General features: G+C 71.6%; 12 protein-coding genes and 1 pseudogene. 10 read left to right on the forward strand and 3 right to left on the reverse strand.

Annotation, left to right across the window (positions count from 1 at the left end):
- Positions 1–137 precede the first annotated feature (137 nt).
- The 4 genes from IEZ11_RS41955 (at position 138) to IEZ11_RS41970 (ending at position 11,265) form a co-directional block, all read left to right on the forward strand.
- A complete protein-coding gene (locus IEZ11_RS41955; RefSeq protein WP_444544945.1) occupies positions 138–8,363 on the forward strand; it encodes a type I polyketide synthase in 8,226 nt (2,741 codons plus the stop codon).
- A 28-nt stretch (positions 8,364–8,391) separates the two neighbouring features.
- A complete protein-coding gene (locus tag IEZ11_RS41960; protein ID WP_189268315.1) occupies positions 8,392–9,147 on the forward strand; it encodes an arylamine N-acetyltransferase family protein in 756 nt (251 codons plus the stop codon).
- Complete coding sequence (locus IEZ11_RS41965; protein WP_189268316.1) at positions 9,147–10,373, forward strand: LLM class flavin-dependent oxidoreductase; 1,227 nt, start codon at positions 9,147–9,149, stop codon at positions 10,371–10,373. The genes IEZ11_RS41960 and IEZ11_RS41965 overlap by 1 nt, the downstream gene beginning before the upstream one ends.
- A gap of 61 nt (positions 10,374–10,434) precedes the next feature.
- Positions 10,435–11,265: an ROK family protein gene (locus IEZ11_RS41970; RefSeq protein WP_229713689.1), complete on the forward strand. Its 831-nt coding sequence runs from the start codon at positions 10,435–10,437 to the stop codon at positions 11,263–11,265.
- Between the two features lie 21 nt (positions 11,266–11,286).
- Here IEZ11_RS41970 and IEZ11_RS41975 read toward each other — a convergent pair whose 3' ends face one another.
- Positions 11,287–12,372, reverse strand: coding sequence for a cytochrome P450 (locus IEZ11_RS41975; RefSeq protein WP_189268317.1), 1,086 nt, complete (start codon positions 12,370–12,372; stop codon positions 11,287–11,289).
- A gap of 241 nt (positions 12,373–12,613) precedes the next feature.
- On the opposite strand from IEZ11_RS41975, the gene ccrA reads away from it, so the two are divergent.
- From ccrA to IEZ11_RS42005, 6 genes and pseudogenes are all read left to right on the forward strand, one after another.
- Positions 12,614–13,978: a crotonyl-CoA carboxylase/reductase gene (gene ccrA, locus IEZ11_RS41980; RefSeq protein ID WP_229713690.1), complete on the forward strand. Its 1,365-nt coding sequence runs from the start codon at positions 12,614–12,616 to the stop codon at positions 13,976–13,978.
- Between the two features lie 3 nt (positions 13,979–13,981).
- Complete coding sequence (locus tag IEZ11_RS41985) at positions 13,982–14,983, forward strand: 3-oxoacyl-ACP synthase III family protein (RefSeq protein ID WP_189268319.1); 1,002 nt, start codon at positions 13,982–13,984, stop codon at positions 14,981–14,983.
- The gene (locus tag IEZ11_RS41990) at positions 14,980–15,840 is read left to right on the forward strand and encodes a 3-hydroxybutyryl-CoA dehydrogenase (RefSeq protein WP_189268320.1); all 861 of its coding nucleotides are present in this window, start codon (positions 14,980–14,982) and stop codon (positions 15,838–15,840) included. Before IEZ11_RS41985 ends, IEZ11_RS41990 begins: the two co-directional genes overlap by 4 nt.
- 813 nt (positions 15,841–16,653) lie before the next feature.
- Complete coding sequence (locus IEZ11_RS41995) at positions 16,654–19,452, forward strand: helix-turn-helix transcriptional regulator (protein WP_189268321.1); 2,799 nt, start codon at positions 16,654–16,656, stop codon at positions 19,450–19,452.
- The gene (locus tag IEZ11_RS42000) at positions 19,445–20,074 is read left to right on the forward strand and encodes a malonic semialdehyde reductase (protein ID WP_189268322.1); all 630 of its coding nucleotides are present in this window, start codon (positions 19,445–19,447) and stop codon (positions 20,072–20,074) included. Before IEZ11_RS41995 ends, IEZ11_RS42000 begins: the two co-directional genes overlap by 8 nt.
- A 210-nt stretch (positions 20,075–20,284) precedes the next feature.
- Positions 20,285–20,826 (forward strand): annotated as a pseudogene (locus IEZ11_RS42005) (transposase); the annotation flags it as partial.
- A 101-nt stretch (positions 20,827–20,927) separates the two neighbouring features.
- Here the strand turns inward: IEZ11_RS42005 and IEZ11_RS42010 are convergent.
- The gene (locus IEZ11_RS42010; protein WP_189268323.1) at positions 20,928–22,961 is read right to left on the reverse strand and encodes an outer membrane protein assembly factor BamB family protein; all 2,034 of its coding nucleotides are present in this window, start codon (positions 22,959–22,961) and stop codon (positions 20,928–20,930) included.
- Between the two features lie 184 nt (positions 22,962–23,145).
- Entirely contained in the window at positions 23,146–25,182 is a 2,037-nt protein-coding gene (locus IEZ11_RS42015; RefSeq protein WP_229713686.1) for a WD40 repeat domain-containing protein, read from the reverse strand.
- Positions 25,183–25,285: the final 103 nt, after the last annotated feature.

A 25,285-nucleotide genomic window follows, 5' to 3' on the forward strand; every position in this document is an offset into this window, starting at 1 on the left:
CGGCCGCTGCTGGGCGAGGTGGCCGAGGAACCGGCGGACGGTGCCGCCGAGGCACTCGCCGGCATGGACGTGGACGACCTGGTGGCCAGGGCGATGAGCAAGGCGGGGAAATGACACAGACGACGGACGCCAAGGTCGTGGAGGCGCTGCGGGCCTCCCTGATCGAGAACGACCGGCTGGAACGGGAGAACCTGCGCATCCGCGCCGCGAGCACGGCCCCGATCGCGATCGTGGGCATGGCCTGTCGGCTGCCCGGCGGCGTCGGCTCGCCGGAACAGCTGTGGGAGATGGTCGCCGACGGCGGGGAGGGGATCTCGGAGTTCCCCACCGACCGCGGCTGGGACCTGGAGAACCTGTTCCATCCGGACCCGGAACACCCAGGCACCAGTTACGCGCGGGCCGGCGGCTTCCTGCACGAGGCGGGCGAGTTCGACGCGGCGTTCTTCGGGATCTCGCCGCGTGAGGCGTTGGCCATGGATCCGCAGCAGCGCCTGATGCTGGAGATCTCCTGGGAGGCGTTCGAGCACGCCGGCGTCGACCCGTTGCCCCTGCGGGGCTCCGATGTCGGCGTGTTCACCGGCGTCACCCACCACAGCTACGCCGGCGGGCTCCAGCCGGTGCCCGAGGAACTGGAATCGGTGATGGGCACCGGCGTCTCCGCGAGTGTGCTGTCCGGGCGGGTGTCCTATGTGCTGGGGTTCGAGGGGCCGTCGGTGGCGGTGGACACGGCGTGTTCGTCGTCGTTGGTGGCCTTGCACCTGGCAGTGCAGGCGCTGCGCAACGGCGAGTGCTCGATGGCGCTGGCCGGTGGTGTGACCGTGATGCCGAACCCAGGGGTGTTCGTCGGCTTCTCCCGGATGCGCGGCATGTCCGAGGACGGCCGGTGCAAGTCCTTCGCGGCGGCGGCCGACGGTGCCGGGTGGTCCGAAGGCGCCGGCGTGCTGCTCGTGGAGCGGCTCTCCGACGCCGAGCGGCTGGGCCACCGCGTGCTGGCCGTCGTTCGCGGCACGGCGGTCAACCAGGACGGCGCCTCCAACGGCCTGACCGCGCCGAGCGGCCCGTCCCAGCAGCGGGTGATCCGTCAGGCGCTGGCCAACGCCCGGCTCTCCACCGCGGACATCGACGCGGTCGAGGCACATGGCACCGGCACGGTGCTGGGCGATCCGATCGAGGCGCAGGCCCTGATCGCCACCTACGGTCAGGGCCGGGAGCGGCCGCTGTGGTTGGGGTCGTTGAAGTCGAACATCGGTCACGCCCAGGCGGCGGCCGGTGTCGCCGGCGTGATCAAGATGGTGATGGCGTTGCAGCACGGCGTGCTGCCGCAGACCCTGCACGTCGATGCACCGACGCCCGAGGTGGACTGGTCGGCGGGCTCGGTGGAGTTGCTGACCGCGCAACGGGAATGGCCGGCGGTGGACCGGCCGCGCCGGGCCGGCGTCTCCGGCTTCGGGGTGAGCGGCACCAACGCGCACGTGATCATCGAGGAACCGCCGACGGCCGAAGCGGCCTCGGTGCCGGGGCAACCGGTGGTGACCGGCGCGCACGTCCCGCTGGTGCTGTCCGGGCGCGGCGGTGCCGGCCTCGCCGGTCAGGCCGAACGGCTCCACACCTTCCTGGCCGACCGGCCGGGCCTGGACCTGACCGAGGTGGCCCGCGCACTGGCCACGACCCGCGCCGCGCTGCCGAACCGGGCCGTCGTGCTGGCCACCGACCACGCCGACGCACTGGTCCGGCTGCGGGCGCTGGTGGCCGGCGAACCGACTCCGAACGTGGTCACCGGCCGCGCCGACGCCACCGAGCGGGTCGTGTTCGTGTTCCCGGGCCAGGGGTCGCAGTGGATCGGCATGGGCACGGCGCTGCTGGCCGACTCGCCGGTGTTCGCGGCCCGGATGCGGGACTGCGCCGAGGCGCTGGACCCGGTGACCGGCTGGTCCCTGCTCGACGTCCTCGCAGGCGCACCCGGCGCGCCTTCCCTGGACCGGGTGGACGTCGTGCAGCCGGCGTCGTTCGCGATGATGGTGTCGCTGGCCGCGCTCTGGCGGGCCGCCGGCGTGACGCCGGCCGCCGTCGTCGGGCACTCGCAGGGGGAGATCGCCGCCGCCTGCGTCGCCGGCGGCCTGTCCCTGGCCGACGCCGCCAGGGTGGTGGCGTTGCGCAGCAAGGCGATCGCCGCCGGACTGTCCGGCCGGGGCGGCATGGTGTCGCTCGGCACCCCCGTCGACGAGGCCCGCGCTCTGATCGGACGCTGGGCGGGCCGGATCGAGCTGGCCGCCGTGAACGGCCCCGCCTCGACCGTGGTCGCCGGTGAGCCGGCGGCGTTGACCGAGCTGATCGAGGAAGCCGAGCGCGGTGGGCTGCGCGCCCGCCGTATCGATGTGGACTACGCCTCGCACACCGCGCAGGTGGAGGCGATCGAGGCGGAGCTGACCCGGTCGCTGGCCGGGCTGCGGCCGACGAGGTCTCAGATCCCGTTCTACTCCACGCTGTACGCCGACCGGCTGGACACCGCCGAACTCGACGGCGACTACTGGTACGGCAACCTGCGCGGCACCGTCCAGTTCGAAGCCGTCACACGCAGGCTGATCGACGACGGCATGGGCGCGTTCGTCGAGGTCAGTCCCCATCCGGTGCTGGTGCCCGCCATCGAGGAGACCGCTCAGCAGGCCCGCGTCGCCGTGACGGCGACCGGCACGCTGCGCCGGGACGAGGGCGGCGCCCAGCGGGTGCTGACCGCGATGGCGGCGCTGCACGTCGCCGCGACCGCCGTGGACTGGGGCACGGTGCTGGGCGGTGGTCCGGCGGAACCGCTCGGGCTGCCCACATACAACTTCCGCCACCGGCACTTCTGGCTCGCCGGTAACTACCAGGCCGCCGGCGCCTCCCGGAACACCGTCCACCTGCCGGCCGAGCCGGTGGACACCGACAGCCTCGCGGCGCGCCTGGCCGGAGTCAGCCCTGCCCAGCGGCGGGCCGTGCTGCTCGACCTCGTCCGCGCGGAGACAGCGGTGGTGCTGGGCCACGAGACCCTCGACGCCGTGGAGCCCGACCTGGCGTTCAACCAGATCGGCTTCGACTCCACGACCGCGGTCGAACTGCGCAACCGACTGGCCGCCCGCAGCGGCACGGATCTGCCGGTGACCCTGCTGTTCGACTACCCGACTCCGGAGAGCCTGGCCGACCACCTGACGGAGCGGCTGTCCGACGGCCTGCCGGCGCCCACCGCAGCCACCGCCGTCACCGCCGGCGCGGTCCGCAACGACGAGCCGATCGCGATCGTGGGCATGGCCTGCAGGCTGCCCGGCGGCGTCGAGTCCCCGGAGCAGCTGTGGGACCTGGTGCTCGACGGCCGGGAGGGGATCAGCGGGTTCCCCACCGACCGCGGCTGGGACCTGGACAACCTGTTCCACCCCGATCCCGACCACCCCGGCACCAGCTACAGCCGGCACGGCGGCTTCGTGCACGACGCGGGGCAGTTCGATGCCGACTTCTTCGGGATCTCGCCGCGCGAGGCGTTGGCCATGGATCCGCAGCAGCGCCTGATGCTGGAGATCTCGTGGGAGGCGATGGAACGCGGCGGCCTCGACCCGGCCGACCTGCGCGGCAAGGACATCGGCGTCTTCACCGGCGTCACTTACCACAACTATGCCGCTGACGTGCGGAACGTTCCCGAGGAACTGGAAGGGATCCTGGCGTTCGGCACCTCCGCCAGCGTGCTGTCCGGGCGGGTGTCGTACACGTTGGGGTTCGAGGGGCCGTCGGTGGCGGTGGACACGGCGTGTTCGTCGTCGCTGGTGGCGTTGCATCTGGCGGTGCAGGCGCTGCGCAACGGCGAATGCTCGATGGCGCTGGCCGGCGGCGTCACGGTCATGACCACACCCGGTATCTTCGTCGGCTTCTCCCGGCAACGCGGCATGTCCGCGGACGGCCGCTGCAAGTCGTTCGCCGCTTCCGCGGACGGCACCGGCTGGTCGGAAGGCGCCGGCGTGCTCATGGTGGAGCGCCTGTCGGACGCCGAGCGGCTGGGCCACCGCGTGCTGGCCGTCATTCGCGGCACCGCGGTCAACCAGGACGGCGCGTCCAACGGCCTGACCGCACCGAACGGTCCGTCGCAGCAGCGGGTGATCCGGCGCGCGCTGGCCAATGCCCGGCTGTCCGCTTCCGAGGTCGACGCGGTCGAGGCGCACGGCACCGGTACCGTGTTGGGCGATCCCATCGAGGCACAGGCGATCCTGGCCACGTACGGTCAGGGCCGGGAGCGGCCGCTGTGGTTGGGGTCGTTGAAGTCGAACATCGGTCACGCCCAGGCGGCGGCCGGTGTCGCCGGCGTGATCAAGACGGTGATGGCGCTGCGACACGGCGTGCTGCCCCGAACCCTGCATGTGGACGAGCGGACGCCACAAGTGGACTGGTCGGCGGGCGCGGTGGAACTGCTGACCTCCCGACAGAACTGGCCGGAGCTGGACCGGCCGCGCCGCGCCGGTGTGTCGGCGTTCGGGGTCAGCGGCACCAACGCCCACGTGATCCTCGAACAGGCCGACACCCTGCCGCCGGCGAAGGTGACGCTGCTGGACGCCGAACTGCCGGTCCCGATGCTGGTGTCGGCGCGGGGGAAGGCCGCCCTGGCCGCGCAGGCGCGACGCCTTGCGGCCTGGCTGGACGCCGAGCCGGACCTCGAGTCGTCGGCGGTGGCCCGCACGCTGGCCGCCAACCGGACCGCCCTGCCGGACCGGGCTGTCGTGCTGGCCGCCGACCGGACCGCCGCCCTGGCCGGGCTGCGCACCCTGGGCGACGGCGTCGTGGTCGGCAACGCCTCCGGGGCCGGCCGCCTGGCCATGGTCTTCCCGGGCCAGGGCAGCCAGCGGGTGGGCATGGGCCGCGAGCTGTTCAGCCGGTTCCCGGTGTTCCGGGACGCCTTCGAGGAGGTCTGCGCCGAACTGGACCGGCATCTCCACGGCCATGTCTCGCACGCGGTGCGGGACACCGTGCTCGGCGAGTCCCCGGCGGCGGCCAGGAACCTCCGGGGGACCGCGTACGCCCAGGCCGGACTGTTCGCCCTGGGCGTCGGCCTGTTTCGCCTGTGGGAGTCGTGGGGCGTGCGCCCCGACATCGTGGCCGGGCACTCCGTCGGCGAGGTCGTCGCCGCGTATGTGGCGGGGGTGTTCACGCTGCCGGACGCGGCGGCGCTGGTGGCCGCCCGCGGCCGGTTGATGCAGGCTCTGCCGGACGGCGGCGCGATGGTGTCCGTGGCGGCGAGCGAGCACCGGGTCCGGCCGCTGCTCGGTCCGGGCGTCGACATCGCCGCCGTGAACGGTCCGGCATCGGTGGTGCTGTCCGGCGACGAGGACGCGGTGCTGGCCGTCGCCGCGGCGCTGGCAGCGGACGGCGTCCGCACCAAGCGGCTGGAAGTCGGCCACGCCTTCCACTCGGCGCGGATGGAGGACATGCTCGCCGACTTCCGGGCCGTGCTGGCCACCCTGACGTACCACGAGCCGCAGCTGCCCGTGGTCTCCGACGTGACCGGCCGGATCGCGACCGCCGGCCGGCTGACCTCGCCCGACTACTGGGTGGAGCACGTCCGGGCCACGGTCAGGTTCGCCGACTGCGTGGACGCCTTGGCCGAACACGGCGTGCGGACGGTCCTGGAGCTGGGGCCGGACGGCACGGTGTCCGCGATGGGCAGGGCCTGTCTCGACGACGGCGGCCGGGTCGCGTTCGTACCGAGCCTGCGCCGGGACGAGGGCGAGGGGCGGTCTGTCCTCACCGCGCTGGCCACCGCCCACACACGCGGCGTTCTGGTGGACTGGTCGACGTGGCTGGACGGCCCGACCGCGCCACCGGTCGAGCTGCCCACCTACGCGTTCCAGCACGAGCACTACTGGCTCCTCGACACCGGCCGGCCGGCGGACGTCGCGTCGGCCGGGCTGGCCGACGCCGACCATCCGCTGCTCGGGGCGATGGTGGAGCTGCCCGGCTCCGGCGGCGTCGTGTTCACGTCGACGCTGTCCCTGCGGAGGCAGCCGTGGCTAGCCGACCACGTCGCCGCCGGGACGGCCCTGCTGCCGGGCGCCGCGTTCGTGGAACTGGCGATCCGGGCCGGCGACGAGGTCGGCTGCGGCGCCGTCGACGAGCTGGTGTTCGAGGCTCCGCTACTGCTGACCGATCGGGACGTGCACCTCCATGTACAGGTGGGGGAGCCGGGCGGGGACGGCCGGCGCACGGTGGCGGTGCACGGCCGTGCCGTCGATGCCGGACCCGGTGCCGCCTGGACCAGGCACGTCAGCGGCACCCTCGCGCCGCCGGTCACGCCGGCCGCCTTCTGCCTGGCCCCGTGGCCACCGGCCGGCGCGGAGCCGGTCGACGCCGACCGGATCGCCCGCCTCTACGGGGACCTCGCGGGTGCCGGCTACCGCTACGGGCCGTCGTTCCAGGGCCTGCGGGCGGCATGGACGCTGGGCGACACGGTGTACGCCGAGGTGGCGCTGCCGGACGGGCCACGGGCCGACGCGGCGCGGTTCGGCCTGCACCCGGCGCTGCTCGACGCCGCCCTGCATGGGACGGCGTTCCGGGACCGCGACGGTGATGTGCCTCTGCTGCTGCCGTTCGCCTACCGGGGCATGGAACTCCACGCCGGCGGTGCGTCGACGCTGCGGGTGTGCATCGCCCCGGACACCGAGAACGCGATCACCGTGCAGTTGGCCGACGCCGCCGGTGCCCCGGTCGCCTCCGTGCGGTCGCTGGTCTCCCGACCGGTCGACCCCGAGCAGCTCGCCGCCGGCCCGGTCGCCGACCGGGTGTTCCTCGACGGCTGGACGGAGATCCCGGCGTCGGCCGACCGCCCGGCCGTCACCCCGACCGCGGTGTCCACCGTGGCAGAGGTGCGGAGCCGGGCCGAGGGGAGCCAGGACCGGACCGGCACGCTGCTGCTCGACGTGCCCGCCGGCGACGTCCGGGAGGTCACCGGACACGTGCTTGCGATCCTGCGGGCGGTGCTGACGGAACCGGCCCTGGAGGGCACACGCCTGGTCGTGCGGACCGACGGCGCCGTCGCCACGGAGCAGCCCGATCCGGCGCAGGCGGCGGTGTGGGGTCTGGTCGGCTCCGCGCAGGCCGAGAACCCCGGCCGGATCCTCCTCGTCGACAGCGGGGAACCGGTGAACGCGGTGCTGCCGGCGCTGATCGACGCGGACGAGCCGCAGGTGGCCGTCCGCGGCGACCGGGTGCTGGCCCGCCGGGTACGGCGCGCCGATGCCACCGCGGCGCAGGCCCACCCGATCGACCCCGCCGGCACGGTGCTGATCACCGGCGGCACCGGCGCGCTCGGCTCGGCGGTCGCCCGGCACCTGGTCGCCGTGCACGGGGTACGCAGCCTCGTACTGGCCGGGCGGCGCGGCCCCGATGCAGACCGGGCCACGGACCTGACGGCGGAGCTGACCGCGCTCGGCGCGAAGGTCCGCATCGCCGCCTGCGACGTGGCCGACCGGGACCAGCTGGCCGCGCTGCTGGCGTCGGTCCCGGCCGATGCGCCGCTCACCGCCGTCGTGCACACGGCCGCAGTGCTCGACGACGGCGTCACCACGGCCATGACGCCCGAGCGCCTGGACACCGTGTTCCGGCCCAAGATCGACGCAGCGGTCAACCTCCACGAGCTGACCCGGGACCTGAACCTCACGGCGTTCGTGCTCTTCTCCTCCGGCGCGGGCGTGTTCGGAAATCCGGGCCAGGGCAACTACGCCGCCGCCAACTCCTACCTCGACGCGCTGGCGCTGCGCCGGCGGGCCGAGGGACTTCCGGCGGTGTCGATGGCCTGGGGTCTGTGGACGCAGACCGACGGTATGACGGCCGGTCTCAGCGACGTAGACCGCCATCGACTCGGCCGGGGCGGCGCGACGGGGCTCAGCCCCGAGGAGGGTCTGGCCCTGTTCGACGCGGCCCTGCGGCTGGACGAACCCGTGGTGCTGCCGATGCGCCTGGACTTCGCCGCCCTGGCCGACCGGGCGGCCGTCGGCCAGGTCGCGCCCGTGTTGCGGGGCCTGGTGCGCCGCCCCCGCCGGGCCGCCGGCGCCGAGGTGGACACCGAGACGTTCGCGGCGCGCCTGGCCGCCGCGACGGAACCGGAACAGGACGAGATCCTCCTCGACCTGGTGCGCGCCGAGGCGGCCCAGGTGCTGGGCCACTCCTCGCCGACGGTCCTTGACCCGGAGCTGGTGTTCACCGACATCGGCTTCGACTCACTGACCGCGGTGGAGCTCCGGGACCGGTTGGCGGCGCGCACCGGACTGCGGCTGCCGGCGACGTTCGTCTTCGACCATCCGACGCTACGGCTGCTCGGCGAGCAGTTGCGGCACGAACTGGCGTCCCGGTGACCGGGCGACCTGACAGAGGGGACCGACCGTGTTCACGGTGGACAAGTACCTCGAATACCTCGGCTACGCGCAGCGGCCGGCGCCGACCCTTCGGACACTGCGCGACGTGCACCGCCGGCACCTGAGCCGGGTGCAGTACGACACCCTGCACGCGCTGCGGCTCAATCCGGACAACATGGCCGACATGGACCTGGACGACACGTTCGACAACGTCGTACTCGGCGAGCAGGGTGGTATGTGCCTTCAGCTCAACACGCTGTTCGACCGGCTGCTGACCGGTCTCGGCTTCCGGGCGACGGTGGTGGCCGGCGGGACCTGGATCCCCGGCAACGTGTTCTACCCGGACCCGGAGCACATGCTGATGCTGGTCGACGTCGACGGCGCGCAGTGGCTCGCCGACGTCGGCCATGCGGGCGTGAGCTTCGTGGAACCGCTGCGGTTCGCCCCCGGCGTGCAGCAGCAGGACGGCTGCGAGTTCCAGCTGTTGCGGCAGGACGGCTACCACGTGCTGCAGACCCGCACCAAGGGCAGGGACTGGCGGATGACGTTCCGGTTCACCACGCGGCCGCGCACCCCGAAGGACTGGGACGGCGTCGGCGAGGGCCAGGGTCCCGGCGTGCTCGCCTCGGTGCGCCGCCGGCGCCGGGCCGTGCCCGGCGGCCAGGTCACGCTCACCAAGAACCTGTTCACCGTCGTCGAGGACGGCGTCGAACAGACCAGGCTGCTGCGCGACCCGGCGGACGAGCGGCACGTCATCGACACCTACTGGGAGGGCCGCGCGTAATGAGGTTCGGTCTGCTGTACGGCCTGCAACTGCCCCGGCCCTGGGGCCCGGACGCGGAGAGCCGGCTCTACCACGACGTCCTGGACCAGATCGAGCTGGCCGACCGGCTCGGCTTCGACAACGTCTGGTGTCCCGAGCACCACTTCCTGGAGGAGTACTCGCACCTGAGCGCGTCCGAGGTGTTCCTGGGGGCGGTCAGCCAGCGCACCCGGACCATCCGGATCGGGCATGCGGTGATGCTGATGCCACCGGCGTTCAACCCGACCGCCCGGGTGGCCGAACGGATCGCCACGCTGGACGTGCTGTCCGGCGGACGGGTCGAGTTCGGCACCGGGGAGTCCACCACGCCGACCGAGCTGCTGGGCTTCGGCATCGAGCGGGCCACGAAGCGGGACCAGTGGGCGGAGGCGGTGGACGCGGCCGCCCGGATGTTCGTGGAGGAGCCGTTCGCCGGCTACGACGGCGCGTACGTCTCGATGCCGATCCGCAATGTGCTGCCCAAACCGGTGCAGCGGCCGCACCCGCCGATGTGGATGGCCTGCGGCAACCGGGACGCCATCCGGCTGGCCGCCAACCGGGGCCTGGGCGCGCTGAACTTCTCCTTCTTCGGGCCGGCCGAGACCCGCAAGTGGGTGGACGCCTACTACGCCGGCATCGAGTCCGAGGACTGCGTACCGGCCGGGTTCGCGGTCAATCCGCAGATCGCCGCGACCATCCCGATGATGTGCCACCGCGACGAGGCCACCGCGGTGGAACGCGCCGTGGACGGCATCCAGTTCTTCAATTTCGGGCTCGGCTACTACGGCGGCTTCGGCAGCCCCGCACCCGGTCACACCAACGTGTGGGAGGTCTTCCAGCGGGAGCGGGCCGGACGCGGCATGGACCGGGCCGCCTTCGGCAAGCTCGGCGGCCCCCTCGGAAATCCGGCGCGCGGCGCCGTCGGCACCCCGGAGCAGATCCGCGACCTGCTGCGCCAGCACGAGGAGGCCGGCCTGGACCAGGCGATCTTCCTGGTGCAGGGCGGCGGGATGCGGCACGAGGACGTGTGCGAGTCGCTGGAACTGTTCGCCGCCGAGGTGATGCCGGAGTTCAAGGAACGGCACGACAAAACGGAGCGGCGGAAAATGGAGCGCCTGCGGCCGGCCGTCGACGCCGCCCTGGCCCGGCGCGAGCCGGCCCGGACCGCCGACCCGGGCTACCGGGTGCTGCCGCGCAGCAAGCACTGAGGAGGACGGCATCTACCTGGGCATCGACATCGGCGGCAGCAAGGTTGCGCTGCGGGCCGAGCTGACCGACGGCACCGTGCGGGAGACGGCATTCCGGTGGACCGCGACCTCCCGCGGCGTCGACGACGTGCGCGAACTGAGGGCACACGTCGCCGGCATGACGGCGGATCGGGCTTCGCTGCAAGGAGTCGGCATCGCGCTGCCGGCCACGGTGGACACCGACGGCATCGTGACGGCATGGCCCAACCGGCCGTGGTGGACCGGGCTGGACCTGCGCTCGCTGCTCTCCGACCTGTTCCCGGTGACCGGTGCCCGCTTCGGCGACGACGGCGACCTGGCCGCGGTCGCCGAAGCGGCGGCCTTCGGTGTGCGCGACGTCGTCTACGTCGGGGTGGGCACGGGAATCGGCGGCGGCATCGTGCTGGACGGCCGGTCCTGCCCCGGCCTGGGCCGCGGCTCGTGCGAACTCGGGCACATCGTGGTCGATCGCTCGGGACCGCCGTGCGTGTGCGGCCGGCGGGGCTGCCTGCAGGCAGAAGCGTCCGGTCCGGCGGTACTGCGGGCCGCCGGCCGGACGCTGGGAACGAGTGTGACCTACGACGAACTGGCGCGCGGGTGGGCCGCCGGCGCGCCGTGGGCGGGTGCGGCGCTCGGCCACGCCGCCACCGTGCTGGCCACGGCGCTGGTCAGCGTGGCCGAACTGGTCCGGCCCGAGCTTCTCGTGGTCGGCGGTGGCTTCGCGGCGGGCCTGCCGGGCTTTGTCACCGGTATCGCCGACCGGGTGTCGGAGCTGGCTCGTCCCGGCCATCCGACCCCGCCGGTCCGCCCGGCTCTGCTGGGCGGGCTGTCCTCGCTGCACGGCGCCGTGCTGGCCGCCCGGGGGCTGGCCTGACGGCGCCGTGGGAACGACCGCTCAGGCGGGCGGCGAGAACCGCACCGGCAGCTCGGACAGCGAACGCTGGAACGGGTTGGCGTTGCGGCCCACCTCGTCGGCCGGCTTGGCCAGCTCGATGTCCGGGAACCGCCGGAACAGCGTGTTGATGGCGATCTCGCCCTCCACCCGGGCCAGCGGGGCGCCGACGCAGAAGTGGATGCCGTACCCGAACTGGACGTGCATGGCCGAGTCGCGGGTGAGGTCCAGTTCCGTGCCGTCGACGTAGCGGCCCGGGTCGGTGTTGGCAGCCTCAAGGTCGAGCAGCACCTGGTCACCGGGGTGCATGTCCGCTCCGCCGATGGCGAAGTCCACGTTGACGAAGCGCACGTTGAACTGGCCGGGGCCGTCGTGCCGCAGCAGCTCGTCCACCCCGCGCAGGTCGATCTCCGGGCGCTCGCGCAGTTCCGCGGCCACCTCCGGCCGGGACAGCAGCGAGTGGAGGGCGTTGCCGATGAACCCGCTGGTCAGCTCGTAGCCGGCGATCACCAGCGCCCGGCAGCCGGCCACCAACTCGCTTTGGCTGAGGCGCTCTTCGCCGCTGGCCGCGACCAGGTCGCTGACCAGGTCGTTGCCGGGGGAGCGGCGTTTCTCCTCGGTCAGGTCCGCCATGTAGTCCCACAGCTGCGCGGCCGCGGTCTGGGAAGCGGCGATCGCCTCCGGATCGAAACCGGCGGCCAGCATCGCCTGCGCCTGGTGGTGAATCTGCTCCCGGTCGCTGGTCGGGATGCCCAGCAGCTCGCAGATCACCAGCAGCGGCAGCGGCACGGCCAGCGCCTGCACCAGGTCGGCACTGCCGTCGGCGGCGACCTCGTCCAGCAGTGAGTCGGTGATCTCCTGGATCCGCGGCCGCAGCTGGTCCACCCGGCGTATGTTGAACACCTTGGTCAGCGGCTGGCGCAGCCGGGTGTGCGTCGGCGGGTTGCTGCCGATCACGGTGTCCTCGAACAGTCCGCTCAGCGGCGAGGCCAGCCCGTGCTCGGCGGCGAAGGCCGCGGGCGGGCTCAGCGCCGGATTCGACAGGCATTCCCGCACCTCGTCGTACCGCGACACCAGCCATACCGGCATTCCGTTCAGGCTCACCCGTCTCGGCGGAACGTGCCGATTCCGTTCCGCTGCAATGGACTGTGGATCGAAGATCGGAAAATGCTCGCTCTGAATTTCGGTCACGGCGTGATGCTAGCAACGGGATACCAGGAAAATTGGTGTTCCGGGGTGCAGTGAGGGGGTCTCCGGTGAGTGGATAGGGGGTTGTTCCGACGGCGCCCGCCAGAGCAGTGTTGGCCTGTTGACAACCCCTGAAATAAGGATGGTGGCAGTGGGCTCGCTAACGGACGCGCTGGCCGACGCCGTGTCAGCGGAGGAGATCGAACGTGCCGATCTGCCCGCGGAATTCCGGGCCGTACACGTCTGCGCCGAGGACGAGGCAATGTTCTCGGGTCTTTCGGACAAGGACGTCCGAAAATCTCTCCGCGTCGGATCGGTTGCGATGCCGGAATTGGCGCCCGACGAGGTACTGATCGCCGTGATGGCGAGTTCCGTCAACTACAACACCGTGTGGTCGGCACAGTTCGAACCGGTGTCGCCTTTTCGATTCCTGGAGAAGTTCGGCCGCAAGGGCGGATGGGCCGGCCGGCACGACCTGCCCTACCAGGTGCTCGGCTCGGACGCGGCCGGCGTGGTGGTCCGGGTCGGCTCCGGGGTGCGCCGCTGGCGGATCGGCGATCACGTCGTGGTCAGCGCCGCCTACGTGGACGAGCAGGATCCCGGCACGCACTCGGACGGCATGATCGGCGAGGAGCAGCTCGCCTGGGGCTACGAGACGAACTTCGGCGGCATGGCCGACTACACCGTGGCCCGCGCAAGCCAGCTCATCCCGAAGCCGCCGCACCTGACGTGGGAGGAGGCGGCGTCCAACACCGCGTGTGCGAGCACCGCGTACCGGATGCTGGTCGGGGAGCGCGGCGCGCGGATGAAGCAGGGCGACGTGGTGCTGGTCTGGGGCGCGGCAGGCGGCCTCGGCAGCTACGGTGTGCAGCTGGTGCGCAACGGTGGCGGCGTGCCGGTCGCCGTGGTCAGCTCCGCCCGTAAGGCCGACGCCGTGCGCCGACTGGGCTGCGACATCATCATCGACCGCAACGAGATCGGCCTGACCGACGACCCCACCGACGACCCGGACGAGGTGATCCGGATCGGCAAGCGGCTGGGCGCGATCGTCCGCGAGCGTACCGGCCGGGACCCCGACATCGTCTTCGAGCACATCGGCCGGGCGACCTTCGGCGTCTCGGTGTTCGTGGTGCGCCGCGGCGGTGTGGTGGTCACCTGCGGCTCCTCCACCGGCTACCAGCACGTGTTCGACAACCGCTACCTGTGGATGAAGCTCAAGCGGGTGGTCGGCAGCCACGTGGCCAACCTCCAGGAGGCGTGGGACTGCAACCGGCTGTTCGAGCTGGGCGCGATCGTGCCGACGGTGTCCGCGGTCTTCCCGATGGACGAGGTCGGCGAGGCGGTCCGGGTGGTGCAGCACAACCGGCACGTCGGCAAGATCGCGCTGCTGTGCCTGGCCGACCGGCCGGGGCTCGGCGTCACGGATCCCGAGCTGCGCGCCCGCGTCGGCGGCGACGACCGGCTCAACCCGTTGCGCGGCATGACGGCCGTCGTGGAAGGTGAGTAGACGATGACCTCTGCCATCGGCATCCTCGGCACCGGGGCGTACGTGCCGGCCCGCGAAGTCGGCAACGACGAACTCGCCGCCCGGATCCCGGACACCACCGCAGAATGGATCCTCCGCAAGACCGCCATCCGCAGCCGGCGCTACGCGGCCCCGGACGAGGCCGCCTCGGATCTTGCCGCGGGCGCCGCGCAGGCCGCACTGGCGGACGCCGGCCTCACCGCCGACCGGGTGGACCACATCATCGTCTGCACGTCCACCGGCGACTACCCGCTGCCGCCCACCGCGAGCGTCGTGCAACAGCTGGTCGGCGCGGACTCGGCCGCCTGCTTCGACCTCAACGCGGTCTGCGCGGGTTTCGTCTACGGCCTCGAAGTGGCCCGGGGCCTGATCACCGCACGCCCCGGCGCACACGTCCTGCTGATCGGTGTGGACGTCTACTCCCGCTTCCTGGATTTCAGCGACCGCCGGTCCGCCGTACTGCTCGGCGACGGGGCCGGCGCAGTGGTCCTGGGCGCTGTCACGGAAGGACACGGCATCCTCGGCATCGACCTGAGCACCCGCGGCGACGCACAGGACCTGCTGCGCATTCCCGCGGGCGGCAGCCGATCGCCGGCGTCGCCCGAGTCGGTCGCCGCAGGCGGCCACTTTCTGCGCATGCAGGGCCGTGCGGTCCGCGAGTTCGTGCTGGAGAACATCCCGCCCAGCGTGGACAAACTGCTCGCCGACGCCGGCGTGAGCGTCGAGGAGATCGACTGCTTCGTGCCGCACCAGGCCAACGGCGTGCTCATCCAGGAGTTGGCGGCGCGCTGCGGGCTGGCCGGCACACCACTGGTCCAAGTGGTCGAGCAGTACGGCAACATCGGATCCGCCTCCGTGCCGATCGGCCTGGACCACGCTGTCCGCGAGGGCACCGTCGAACCGGGCGGCCTGGTGCTGCTGTCGGCGTTCGGGTCCGGCATGTCGGTGGGCAACGGCCTGCTGCGCTGGGGCGGTGGCCCCGCGTGACCGTGATCGAACGGGTGGGCGTGGTCGGCACCGGCGCGATGGGCGGCGGACTCGTGGACGTCTGCGCCCTGGCCGGCCTGGACGTGCGGGTGGTGGCATCGTGCCTGGCCAGTGCCGAGCGCGCCCAACGTCGGTTGGCGGAATCGATGGACCGCCAGTGGGCCAAGGGGCGGATCGGCGAAGTCGAACGGGATGCGGCCGTGGCCCGGGTGTCCTTCGGCACCGACCTGAAGTCGATGGAGGACCGTCAGCTCGTACTGGAGTCGATCAGCGAGTCGCTGCCGGCGAAGCAGGACGTGTTCCGGGTGCTGGACGCAGTGGTCGAGGACCCGGAGGCCGTGCTGGCGTCGAACACCTCGTCCATCCCGATCATGAGCCTGGGCAGCGTCACCCGCGACCCGGGCCGCGTGGTCGGCACCCACTTCTTCAACCCGGTGCCGAAGATGCCGCTGGTCGAGATCGTCGGGTCGCTGTGCACCTCGGCGGCCACCTGCGACCGGGCCGAGTCGTTCGTCACCGGGGCCCTGGGCAAGCAGGTGATCCGGGTCAAGGACCGGCCCGGCTTCGCGGTCAACGCGCTGCTGGTGCCGTTCTTGTTCAACGCCGTGCGGATGCTGGACGCGGGGGGCGTCAGCGCCGAGGACGTGGACCGGGGCATGACGCTGGGCTGCGGCCACCCCATGGGGCCGCTCGCGCTGCTGGACCTGATCGGCCTGGAGGTGATCGTCGCCGTCGGCGAGGCGATGTACGCGCAGTCGAAGGACCCGGCTTGCGCACCGCCGCCCCTGTTGCTGCGCATGGTCGAGTGCGGCCTGACCGGGCGCAAGAGTGGTCGCGGCTTCCACCTCTACCCCTGAGAGACGTATGCAGCGGTGAAACATACCGCCCGCACCGGGCGGCCCATTCACGTTGTCCACCGGCAAGGGAGTTCACCTGAGGGGGGAGGCTCCCCCCGACCTCGGACAGCGGGTGGCTGCACGGCGAGGGCGAGGTCTTGCGCTGCCAAGGCCCTGGTACCGCATGGGTCGGCCCACCCCTGGACGGGACGCTTTGGCAGTCGCGAGCGGTTGTCCTCGACCTCGATGAAGCGGAAGAGGCGGACACGCGCGGCCCGGAACGCGCACCGCAGACCTCCTGCGGCGCACCTCCTCGGACTCGGCCGCGTACTGCGTGCGCGTGTTGCTCCTCTTGCCCACTGTGCCTGGAAGCAGGTCCGCCCAGGACCCTGACCACGCGCGATGGCCGTCGGCTCAGAAGCAGGGCGGACGAACTGCCCGACACGCCGCCGGTCTTCGAGGACTTCCGTGCCCAGGGCGGCAGGACCGCCGGCGAGCACCACTTGCGCTCGTCCGTGCCCGCACCGATGCCCAACCCCACGCCTGTGACGACGGCCGTCGCGGATGACCGGGCGATGCCCTAGCTGCCCCTTTGACCACCCAACTCCGCTGTGCACGCATCAGCCCGGCATCCCCGCGCACTCTCCCGGGCCTCGATCAGGGATGCCTGGAGCGTTCGGCCGCCGCCGGTTCGCCATCGCCCTCGACGTGCACCCACATGAACACAGGAGTGCCTTTATGGGCATTGCCGCGATAGGAATCGTGTGATCCGCTTGATCTTGAGGAGGCGTGATGCGTATGGCGGTAGGACGAGCTTGTGGCACACAACAAGCGGTGACGACGGTCCAGCATATCGACGACGCCATCGACGAACTCGTCGAACGGGAGAAGGCGGCGGCCGCACTCGACGTGGCGCTGCGCCGGTCGAGCGAGGGCCGGGTCCGGATGGTTTTGGTGGAGGGCGCGATCGGAACAGGCAAGAGTGCGGTCGTCTGGCGCTTTTTGGAGAAGGCGGAGTCCGAGGGTGTCTTAGCCTTCGGTGTCCATATCCATCCGGATGAGCGCACGTTGAACGTTGGCATACTGGATCGGCTGTTTCGCAACGTGGCGGTTCCGAATCTTTTCAGAACCGCCGTCGGCCGTCGACTGCTGGCACTGCGTGAGGGCATCGGCCAAGCCGACGGCCCGGCACTGATCAGACAACTGTGCGAGCTGGCCGCAGATCTGGTTGACCTGGCCGAATCCGTGCCGGTTCTGCTCGTCATCGACGACATCCATCACCTCGACACCGACTCACTGAACGCCCTGCTGCACCTGCTGCCCACCGCGAGCGCCGGCCGTGTCCTCGTGGTGCTGACCGCCGACGAGAGCCGGCATCCGCTCGGCTGGCGGATGCCCACCGGCCTGCTGATGCGGCCCAACCTCCAGCGGGTGGTCCTGAACCGCCTCAGCGAGGACGGCGTACGCCTTGCCGCCGCCCGCCGGGTGGGCAAAGCCGCGGCGGAATCCCTCCCGGCCGACCTCATGGCGCTCAGCGCGGGGAACCCGCTGGTGCTGGAGTATCTCGTCCGGGCATACGAGGCCACCGGCACCGGCTACCCGCAGGGGTATGCCCAGGCGTTCGTGGAGTGCCTGCGCCGCTGTCCACCGGAGAGCGTCGAGGTGGTCCGGGCGCTGGCGGTGCTCGGTGGGCAGGCGACAGCGGAGCGGGTGGCCGAACTGGCCGCCGTCGACCGCGTGGACATGAACCTGCTGCCGTTGACGAACGCGGGCCTGCTCGATCTGCAGGCGTTCCGGCATCCCTCGGCCGCTCGGGCGGTGCTCTCTGACATGTCGGCCGAGTCCCGTGCGGGCCTGCACCGGCGGGCGGCGCTGCTGCTGCATGACGAAGGGGCGCCGGCGCTGGACGTGGCACGCCAGTTGATTCAGGCGGACGAGCACGAACTGCCCTGGTCCGCCGGGCTCCTGCTCGATGCGGCCAGCGAGGCGCTTGCTCTCAACCGGGTATGGCTCGCCCTGGAATGTGTGAAGATGGCCAGCCGCGCCGAACGGGATCCGGCGGCGCGCGCCGCCGTCGAGGCCCGGCTCAGCCGCCTGGAGTGGCAGCTCAAGCCCCTCGCCGCCGCTCGGCACGTGGAGTCGCAGCTGAAGGACAGCGCAGCCGGCTGGTCGAGCCCACGTGACATCCTCGATCTGGCTTGGCGAGCGGCGTGGTTCGGGCAGATCGACGCCATCGAACCGCTGTTGTCCACGGTCGGCCGGACGCCGGACGACGGCGATCTGAACGATCTTGTGCAGTGGCTGGCGTTCACCTTCCCACAGCACACATTCGAGCGTAGGACGGCGACGTCACCTCCCTCCTCGGCCCTCGCGGAGCCGTGGCTGCACTCGGCTTCGAGTCTGGCCAGAGGCCTGGCCGGCGGGCCCGCCGACCCGGGCGTGGCCGACGCCGAACTGGTGCTCCAGTCCCTGGCGCTCGACCACGATTCCCTGTGGAGCGGGGAAACCGCCGCGCTGGCGCTGCTCACACTGGTCTACACCGACCACCTCGAAGCCGCCGTCGCGCACGCCGACCGGCTGCTGAACGAAGCACGTGACGCCGAAATGCCCACGTGGCACGCGGTGTTCATGGCCATTCGGGCCGAAGCCCTGTTACGGCAGGGCAACCTGCCCGGGGCGTTCGGCCAGGCCGTCACGGCGCTCGCAGAGATCCCGGTCCAGGGCTGGGGCATCCTGGTGGGGCTACCGGTCGGCTGCGCGGTCCACGCGGCAGTTCGCATGGGCGACTTGGCCGCCGCGAAGCGCCTGCTCGGCCTACCCGTGCCGGAGAGCGCGCTGCGCAGCCGCTACGGACTGCACTTCTTGCACGCGCGCGGGCACTACCGGTTGGCCGTCGGGCTGCCGCAGGCCGCGCTGGCGGACTTCCTCGCCTGCGGCAGCCTGGCCGAAGGGTGGGGAGCCCGCGACACCGGCGTGGTGCCGTGGCGGACCAGCGCTGCCGAGGCGTGGTCCCGGCACGGCAACCCGGAGCAGGCGCGGCGGCTGCTGCGCGACCAGCTGGCGATGTTGCCACCGAGCAGCGGCCGCGCCCGTGGGCAGGCCATGCGGGTGCTCGCGCGCGTCAGCCGGGACACCCGGCGACCTCAGCTGCTCACCGACGCCGTCGACGTGCTCAAGGACTGTGGCGACAAGTACGAGTTGGCGCGCGTGTTGACGGACCTCAGTATCGCCCTCCGCCAATCCGGCGACCAGCTCAAGGCCCGCCGCACCGCGCGACGCGCCCTGCATTTCGCCGAGGCCGCCGGTGCACAGCCGCTGTGCGACGAAGCCAGCCTGTACGACCAGGAAGCCAAGACGGTCGAACTGGCCCGCGCCGAGGAGGAGAAACTGTCCCTGCTGACCGGGCAGGAACTCCGGGTCGCCGCGCTCGCCGTCGAGGGCGACACCAATCTCGAGATCGCCGCGAAGCTCTACATCACGCCCAGCACCGTCGAACAGCACCTCACCCGGATCTTCCGCAAACTCAACGTGAAGCGCCGGGACGAACTGCCCTGCCAGCTCGACACCTGGTCGGCCGCACGACGCCGACTGACTCACCACTCACACAAGGGAAAGGAAGAATACCGTGACTGAGACCACCTCGACTTCCGCAGACCTCTCACACCTCTACGAATTGTCGCCCGAGGGAAGGCGACTGTTATTCACCGACGCCAGGACCGGGTACGAATTCAGCTCCGAACCGGTGTCCGACGAGCGCCTGCGGGCCGTGTACGAGCTGGTCAAGTGGGCGCCCACTTCGGCCAACATCAACCCGATGCGAGTGCTGTACGTGCGCACACCGGAGGGCAAGGAGCGACTGCTGCCCTGCGTCGCCAAGCCCAACCAGGAACAGACCGCGTCCGCACCGGTCACCGCCGTGATCGCGGTGGACACCCAGTACCCGGAGTTCGTGCCCGAGCTTGCGCCGTCCAATCCGAACTTCCGGTCCATGCTGGAGGCCAACGACGAACTGCGGATCACCCATGGCGACTTCAACGCCAACCTACAGGCCGGCTACTTCATTCTCGCGGTCCGCGCCACCGGGCTGGTCGCCGGTCCGATGAAGGGCTTCAACGCGGAGGCGGTGGACAAGGAGTTCTTCGACGACGGCCGCTGGCGCTCGATCCTCCTGGTGAACATCGGCTACCCGACCGAGGGTTCGTTCCGCGAGCGACTGCCGAGGCCCACGTTCGAGCAGGCGGTACGGACGGCCTGAGCCACCTGCTGCCGCGACGGCCCGGCCACTCCATCGACGCGATGGCCGGGCCGTCCGGTCATTCCGCATGCGCTACGAGTGCAGCAGGACTCCACGTGACGGCTGCGATCGAGTGGTGAGGCCGTAGTTCTGCCGGTGAGTACTGACTTCAGCTGGTCAGGGTGATGTTGGGCCGCCGAGAGCCAGGCCGGTGCCCGCTATGAAGCCGTCATCGAGCTGATCCGCGCCGTCGCCGAGCGGATGGTGCAGGAGCTGATCGAGCACACGCAGATGCGGACCAACATCCGCAACGGGCACCGGGAGAAGGTGCTGACCATGCTGGCCGGCGACCTGGACCTGGAGACCCCCAAGGTCCGCACCGGCAGCATCTTCCCCTCCCTGCTGGAACGCCGGCGCCGCATCGACCAGGCCCTCTACGCCGTCGTCAAGGAGGCATACGTGCACGGTGTCTCCACCCGCAGCGTGGATGACCTGGCAAAAGCCCTCGGCGGCGACAGCGGTATCTCCAAGTCCGAGGTCTCACGGATCTGCCAGGCCCTGGACGAGCCGCTGACCGCGTGGTCGCCACCGGCATCACCGAGGACGGCAACCGCGAGGTCCTCGGGCTGATGGTCGGCGACAGCGAGAGCGAGACGTTCTGGAAGGAGTTCCTGCGATCCCTGCGCGAGCGCGGCCTGTCCGGGGTCCGCCTGGTCGCCGCGGTCCGCAAGGTCATGCTCGGCGCCTCCTGGCAGCGCTGCCGTGTCCATTGGGGTGTTCATGAGTACGTGTGACCACTGGTCCCGCGGAGGGTCGAAGATCCTTCCCCGTCCGGCGAGTGATCGTTTCCCGTGGGGGAAGGGGACACAGGGCGTCAGGTGTGAATCGCGTACAGGACATCGTCCTCGCTGCCGACATACACGGTCCCGTCCGCCACCACGGGCGTCGCATGCACCTCCCCGCCGGTCTGCAGACGCCAGCGTTCCTCGCCGGTGGCCGCGTCCACCGCCCAGAGCGACTGGTCCTCGCTGCCGATGTACACGGTCCCGTCCGCCACCGCCGCCGACGACTCACGAGCGGCTCCGGTCTCCTGCCTCCAGCGTTCCTCCCCGGTGGCCGCGTCCACGGCCCACAGGTACCAGCCGTCGCTGCCCATGTACACGGTCCCGTCGACGACCGTGGGCGTGGACCACGTCGGATCGCCGAAGGGGCGCTCCCACCGCTGTTCACCGCTGACGGCGTCCAACGCGATCAGGCCATGGCGACGGCCGGCATAGACGGTGCCGTCGGCCACGACGGGTGCGGCGTGAGCTGAGGCGTAGGTCCTCACCTGCCAGAGTCTGCTTCCCGTGGCGGCGTCCAGCGCCCACAGGGAGTCACGGGGGTGAGAGACGTAGACCCGGCCGTCGGCCACCGCGGGGGAGGTGAACTGCTGGTAGGAGCGCGGCCGGCGCGGCCTGAGCCGCTGCTTCCACTGCCTGCGGCCGGTGGCCGCGTCCAGGGCCCACAGTCCGTCGCCGACGGCCAGGTACACCGTGCCGTCGGCCACCGCCGGCCGGGTGTCTCCCAGGTAGTCGGTCGCACGCTTCCACCGCACGTGACCGGTGACCGTGTCCACGGCCCACAGGTGTTTCCCGTTGCGGATGTAGAGGGTGGTGTCGACGACCAACGGTGACGAGTGGAACGGGAGGGCGGACGTCAGTCGCCACCGTTCCTGGCCTGTGGCGGCGTCCAGCGCCAGCAGGTCACGGTGGGTGGGCTGGTACACGACGCCGTCGGCGACGGCCACCGTGTAGGCCCCCGCGTCCGGGACCTGCACCCGCCAGCGTACGGTGCCGCTGATCGGAGCGGGGCCTGCCGGAACGGATTCCCGAGGGGGGATCGCCGGTGCCGGACGGGCGGATGTGGCGCGGTGGTCCTCGGCGGGTGCTTCACCCGGCCGATGGGCCCGTACGGCGTAGAGGTGCTCGTCCAGGCTGTCGAAGTACACCGTGCCGCCGCTCACCAACGGCGTGGCGTGCACCGGCTGGGTGGTCCTGACCTTCCATCGTGTCTCACCGGTGGCCGCATCCACCGCCCACAGGCGCCCGTCGTTGCTGCCCGCGTACACCGTGCCGTCGGCGATCGCCGGCGTCTCGTAGATCTCACCGCGGGTCTTCAGCCGCCACCTCTCCCGACCGGTGGCGGTGTCCACCGCGACCAGATACCAGCCCTCGACACCGGCGACCGCGATGCCCTCGGCGACCGCGGGGCTCGCCCACACCACTGCCCCGGGGTACAGCCGCCAGCGTTCCCCGCCGGTCGCCGCGTCCATCGCGACCATGCCTTTGTAGTTGCCCACATACACGCCGCCGCCGACCACTGTCGGCGTCTGTCGAACACCCCCGAGGGGACAGACGTCCCATCGCCTGTTTCCGGTGGCGGCGTCCAGGGCCAGCAGATGCCCGCCCACGGGCGCGTACAGGACACCTTGGGACACTGCCGGCCGTGGGTTGCCGGACGTGCGAAGGTCCGCCAGCCTGACCTTCCACACAGGTCGGCCGGTGAGCCCGTCCACCGCCCACATCCTGCAGTCGTGCGCAACGGAGTACACGATGCCGTCCGCCACCGTCGGCGTCGACATCTTCGACCAGCGCGGTCTCCACTTCCAACGCACTTCGCCGGTCGCGGCGTCGACCGCCGTCAGACGGCCGGCGATGTCGGCGAAGCACACGACGCCGTCGCCTGCCGCAGGCGATGTTCCGATCACGGAGTCGTCGCTCAGGGTCCAGCGGCGCTGTCCGGTGTCCGCGTCGATCGCCACCAGATCGAAGGAATCGTCAATCACATAGACGGCGCCGTCGGCCATCGCCAGCATGTGGTACAGCACGCCCCCGCCTTGCACCCTCCACAGCGTTCTGTCGCTCACCTCGACACCAGTCATTGCTTCCCCTCCCCGCTCAGCACCGTCCGCCCTCCGCCGTTCGCCTGACACCGTGCGGACGACCACACCGCCGAAGCCGACAATGCACCGAACCCTGACATGTCGCTTTTCAGCCGCGCAACCATGAATTCACCTGACCCCACAGCCAGTTGACCGCGCCCGCCTCGCCCTACCCGACGCCCGGCAGCGGGAGGCCGAGGACTCCGCCGACGTGTCCGACGACCAGGTCCGAGCCAGCCGTGGCCAGACAGGTGAGTGCCACGTCCAGGGTGATGCGCTGCACCGCGCCGGTCTTGGGCTCCCACACCCGTAGCAGCTGACCGCTTCGGACTCCGGCGACCAGGACCGTGCGGCCGCCGTGCAGGGTGGTGGCGGTGATGACCGGCGGGCCCGCGGTGCCTGTGGAGCCGGGCAGACCATCGCCCGTCGGGGCCCCCGTGGCGGGATCCCACAGCAGGACCACGCCACGGTCGTCCGCCGTGGCCAGCAGGGTGCGGTCTGCAGTGGGCACAGCCGCCACGGCCGCCACCCGGTGGTCGGCATCGGCGAGCGCACGCGCGCTGAGTTGCACGGCCGCGCCCCGTTCCCAGGGGTCGTCGACGGCGGGATCCCACACGTGAACGCGGCCCGCGGTGTCCGAGGCCGCGATCAGCGCGTGACCGGCGGCGATCGGGACGGCGGCGATCGACCGGATCGGACTGCCATAGGGGTTGAGGCGCCCGACGCACTCACCGCTGTCCGGTTCCCACAGCCGGACCGCGCCTCGGGGGGTGGCGGTGACGAGCAGGGTGCGGCCGTCGGGGACGGTCGCGGCACACATTCCGGTCACCCCGCCGGGCCAGTCGCCGACAGGTTCGCGAACCGGCTGCCCGCTGCCGGGATCCCACAAGGCGATCGTCCCGCTGTCGCCTCCGCTCGCCAGCAGGACACGGCCGTCCGGCAGGGGCAGGGCCGTCATCGCGCGGACGGCGTCAGGATGTCCTGGCAGCGGGTCATGGACGAGCCGGCCGTCGGTCACGTCCCACAGGCACACGACGCCCTTGTCCCCGGCACCGGCCACGAGGGTCGGCCGACCGGGGCGGGACACCACCGCCAGTGCCTCGACGCCCCCGGACGAACCGGGCGCGGAATCGGAGAACACCGATATACGGCCCCAGGGTGTGCCGTCGGACGCGAGCACCGCGTTCCCGTCCCGCCGGAACCGAGACACCGCTTCACCCGTTCCTCCGGCCGGCGCCGACTCCACCGTGGCAGCCGCCCCGTCGGAGTCCGTCCACGCCGCCGTCGAACGGTGCTGGGGGCGCGCACCGTCCGGGTTCTCCGCCAGACCGTCGGCGAACGTCCATGTCTGCTCGCAGTCCCAGCAGCGGAAGTATCCGGTGAGCGACATCAGTTGGCGGGCCAGTTCCCTTGCGGCCCGTTGTGGGGTGCCCCTGACCGCGACCATGCCGGCGACCAGGCACAGGACGGCCTGTCCTGGTGTTTCGGGGGACACCCCTGCCACCGCGACGTCGCGCGCCACCCGCAGGAAGGGCTCCCACCCCTCCCCCAGCGCCCCCTCCCGCAAGGCCTCGGCGGCCTCCCCCCAGGGATGCCCTTCGTGCCGGGCAGGGGCGGGATCAGGCAGCCCCGGAGCCTCGAAGGGCGGACGCGCCGGGTCCACGAAGAACTCGGGAATCTCGGTGTCGCTCCCGCACCCCGGACACACCAGCAGAAGGCCGCTTCCCCGAGGGTCGAGGAGCCGTCCCAGCGCCTCGCCCGTGTGGTGGCCGGCGAAGGCCACGCAGGAGAGCACGAGGTGGGCGCAGACCTGCGCGGGAGTGTCGGCCGCGAGGAGGCTCCGGGTGGCCGCCCGCTCGGCCAGACCCAGTGCGGCGCCGAACCCCGCCTCCAGATCGGCCGGGACGGGAGGCCGGTAATCGGCGGTCACGATGAATCCCAGGTCCACCCAGAAGTCGACGGTCTGTCCCGGAGGCAGCACCGCCGCCGCCTCGACGAGATGGGGCAGGGCCGCATAGGCCCCGTCGGAGACGACTCCGTCGTCCATCAGCCCGCCGGACAGGTCCGTCCAGGTCCGCCGCCACGCGTCACCGCTCCCGGTGGCAGCCGCGGAGGCCAACTGCTCCAGGAGTGCTTCCACCTCCTCGGCCTTCACACCGTCAAGATCACGCCAACGAGGGCTGTCCAAGGGCAGCTTCGGAATCATGGGACGAGTCTCGCAGGAGGCACTGACAATCAGGCGGCGGCTCGGTGTCGCCGGTCTTCCGCCCAGCTCGTCATCCGATCGACGGCCCCTTGGCCCGGACCGA

This window comes from Streptomyces fuscichromogenes (assembly GCF_014645815.1).
GTDB classification, from domain to species: Bacteria; Actinomycetota; Actinomycetes; order Streptomycetales; family Streptomycetaceae; genus Streptomyces; species Streptomyces fuscichromogenes.

Coding starts and splice junctions, on each gene's coding strand:
- IEZ11_RS42015 (WP_229713686.1), bottom strand. CDS start 25,182: ATGATTCCGAAGCTGCCCTTGGACAGCCCTCGTTGGCGTGATCTTGAC.
- IEZ11_RS41985 (WP_189268319.1), top strand. CDS start 13,982: ATGACCTCTGCCATCGGCATCCTCGGCACCGGGGCGTACGTGCCGGCC.
- ccrA (WP_229713690.1), top strand. CDS start 12,614: ATGGTGGCAGTGGGCTCGCTAACGGACGCGCTGGCCGACGCCGTGTCA.
- IEZ11_RS41975 (WP_189268317.1), bottom strand. CDS start 12,372: ATGCCGGTATGGCTGGTGTCGCGGTACGACGAGGTGCGGGAATGCCTG.
- IEZ11_RS41965 (WP_189268316.1), top strand. CDS start 9,147: ATGAGGTTCGGTCTGCTGTACGGCCTGCAACTGCCCCGGCCCTGGGGC.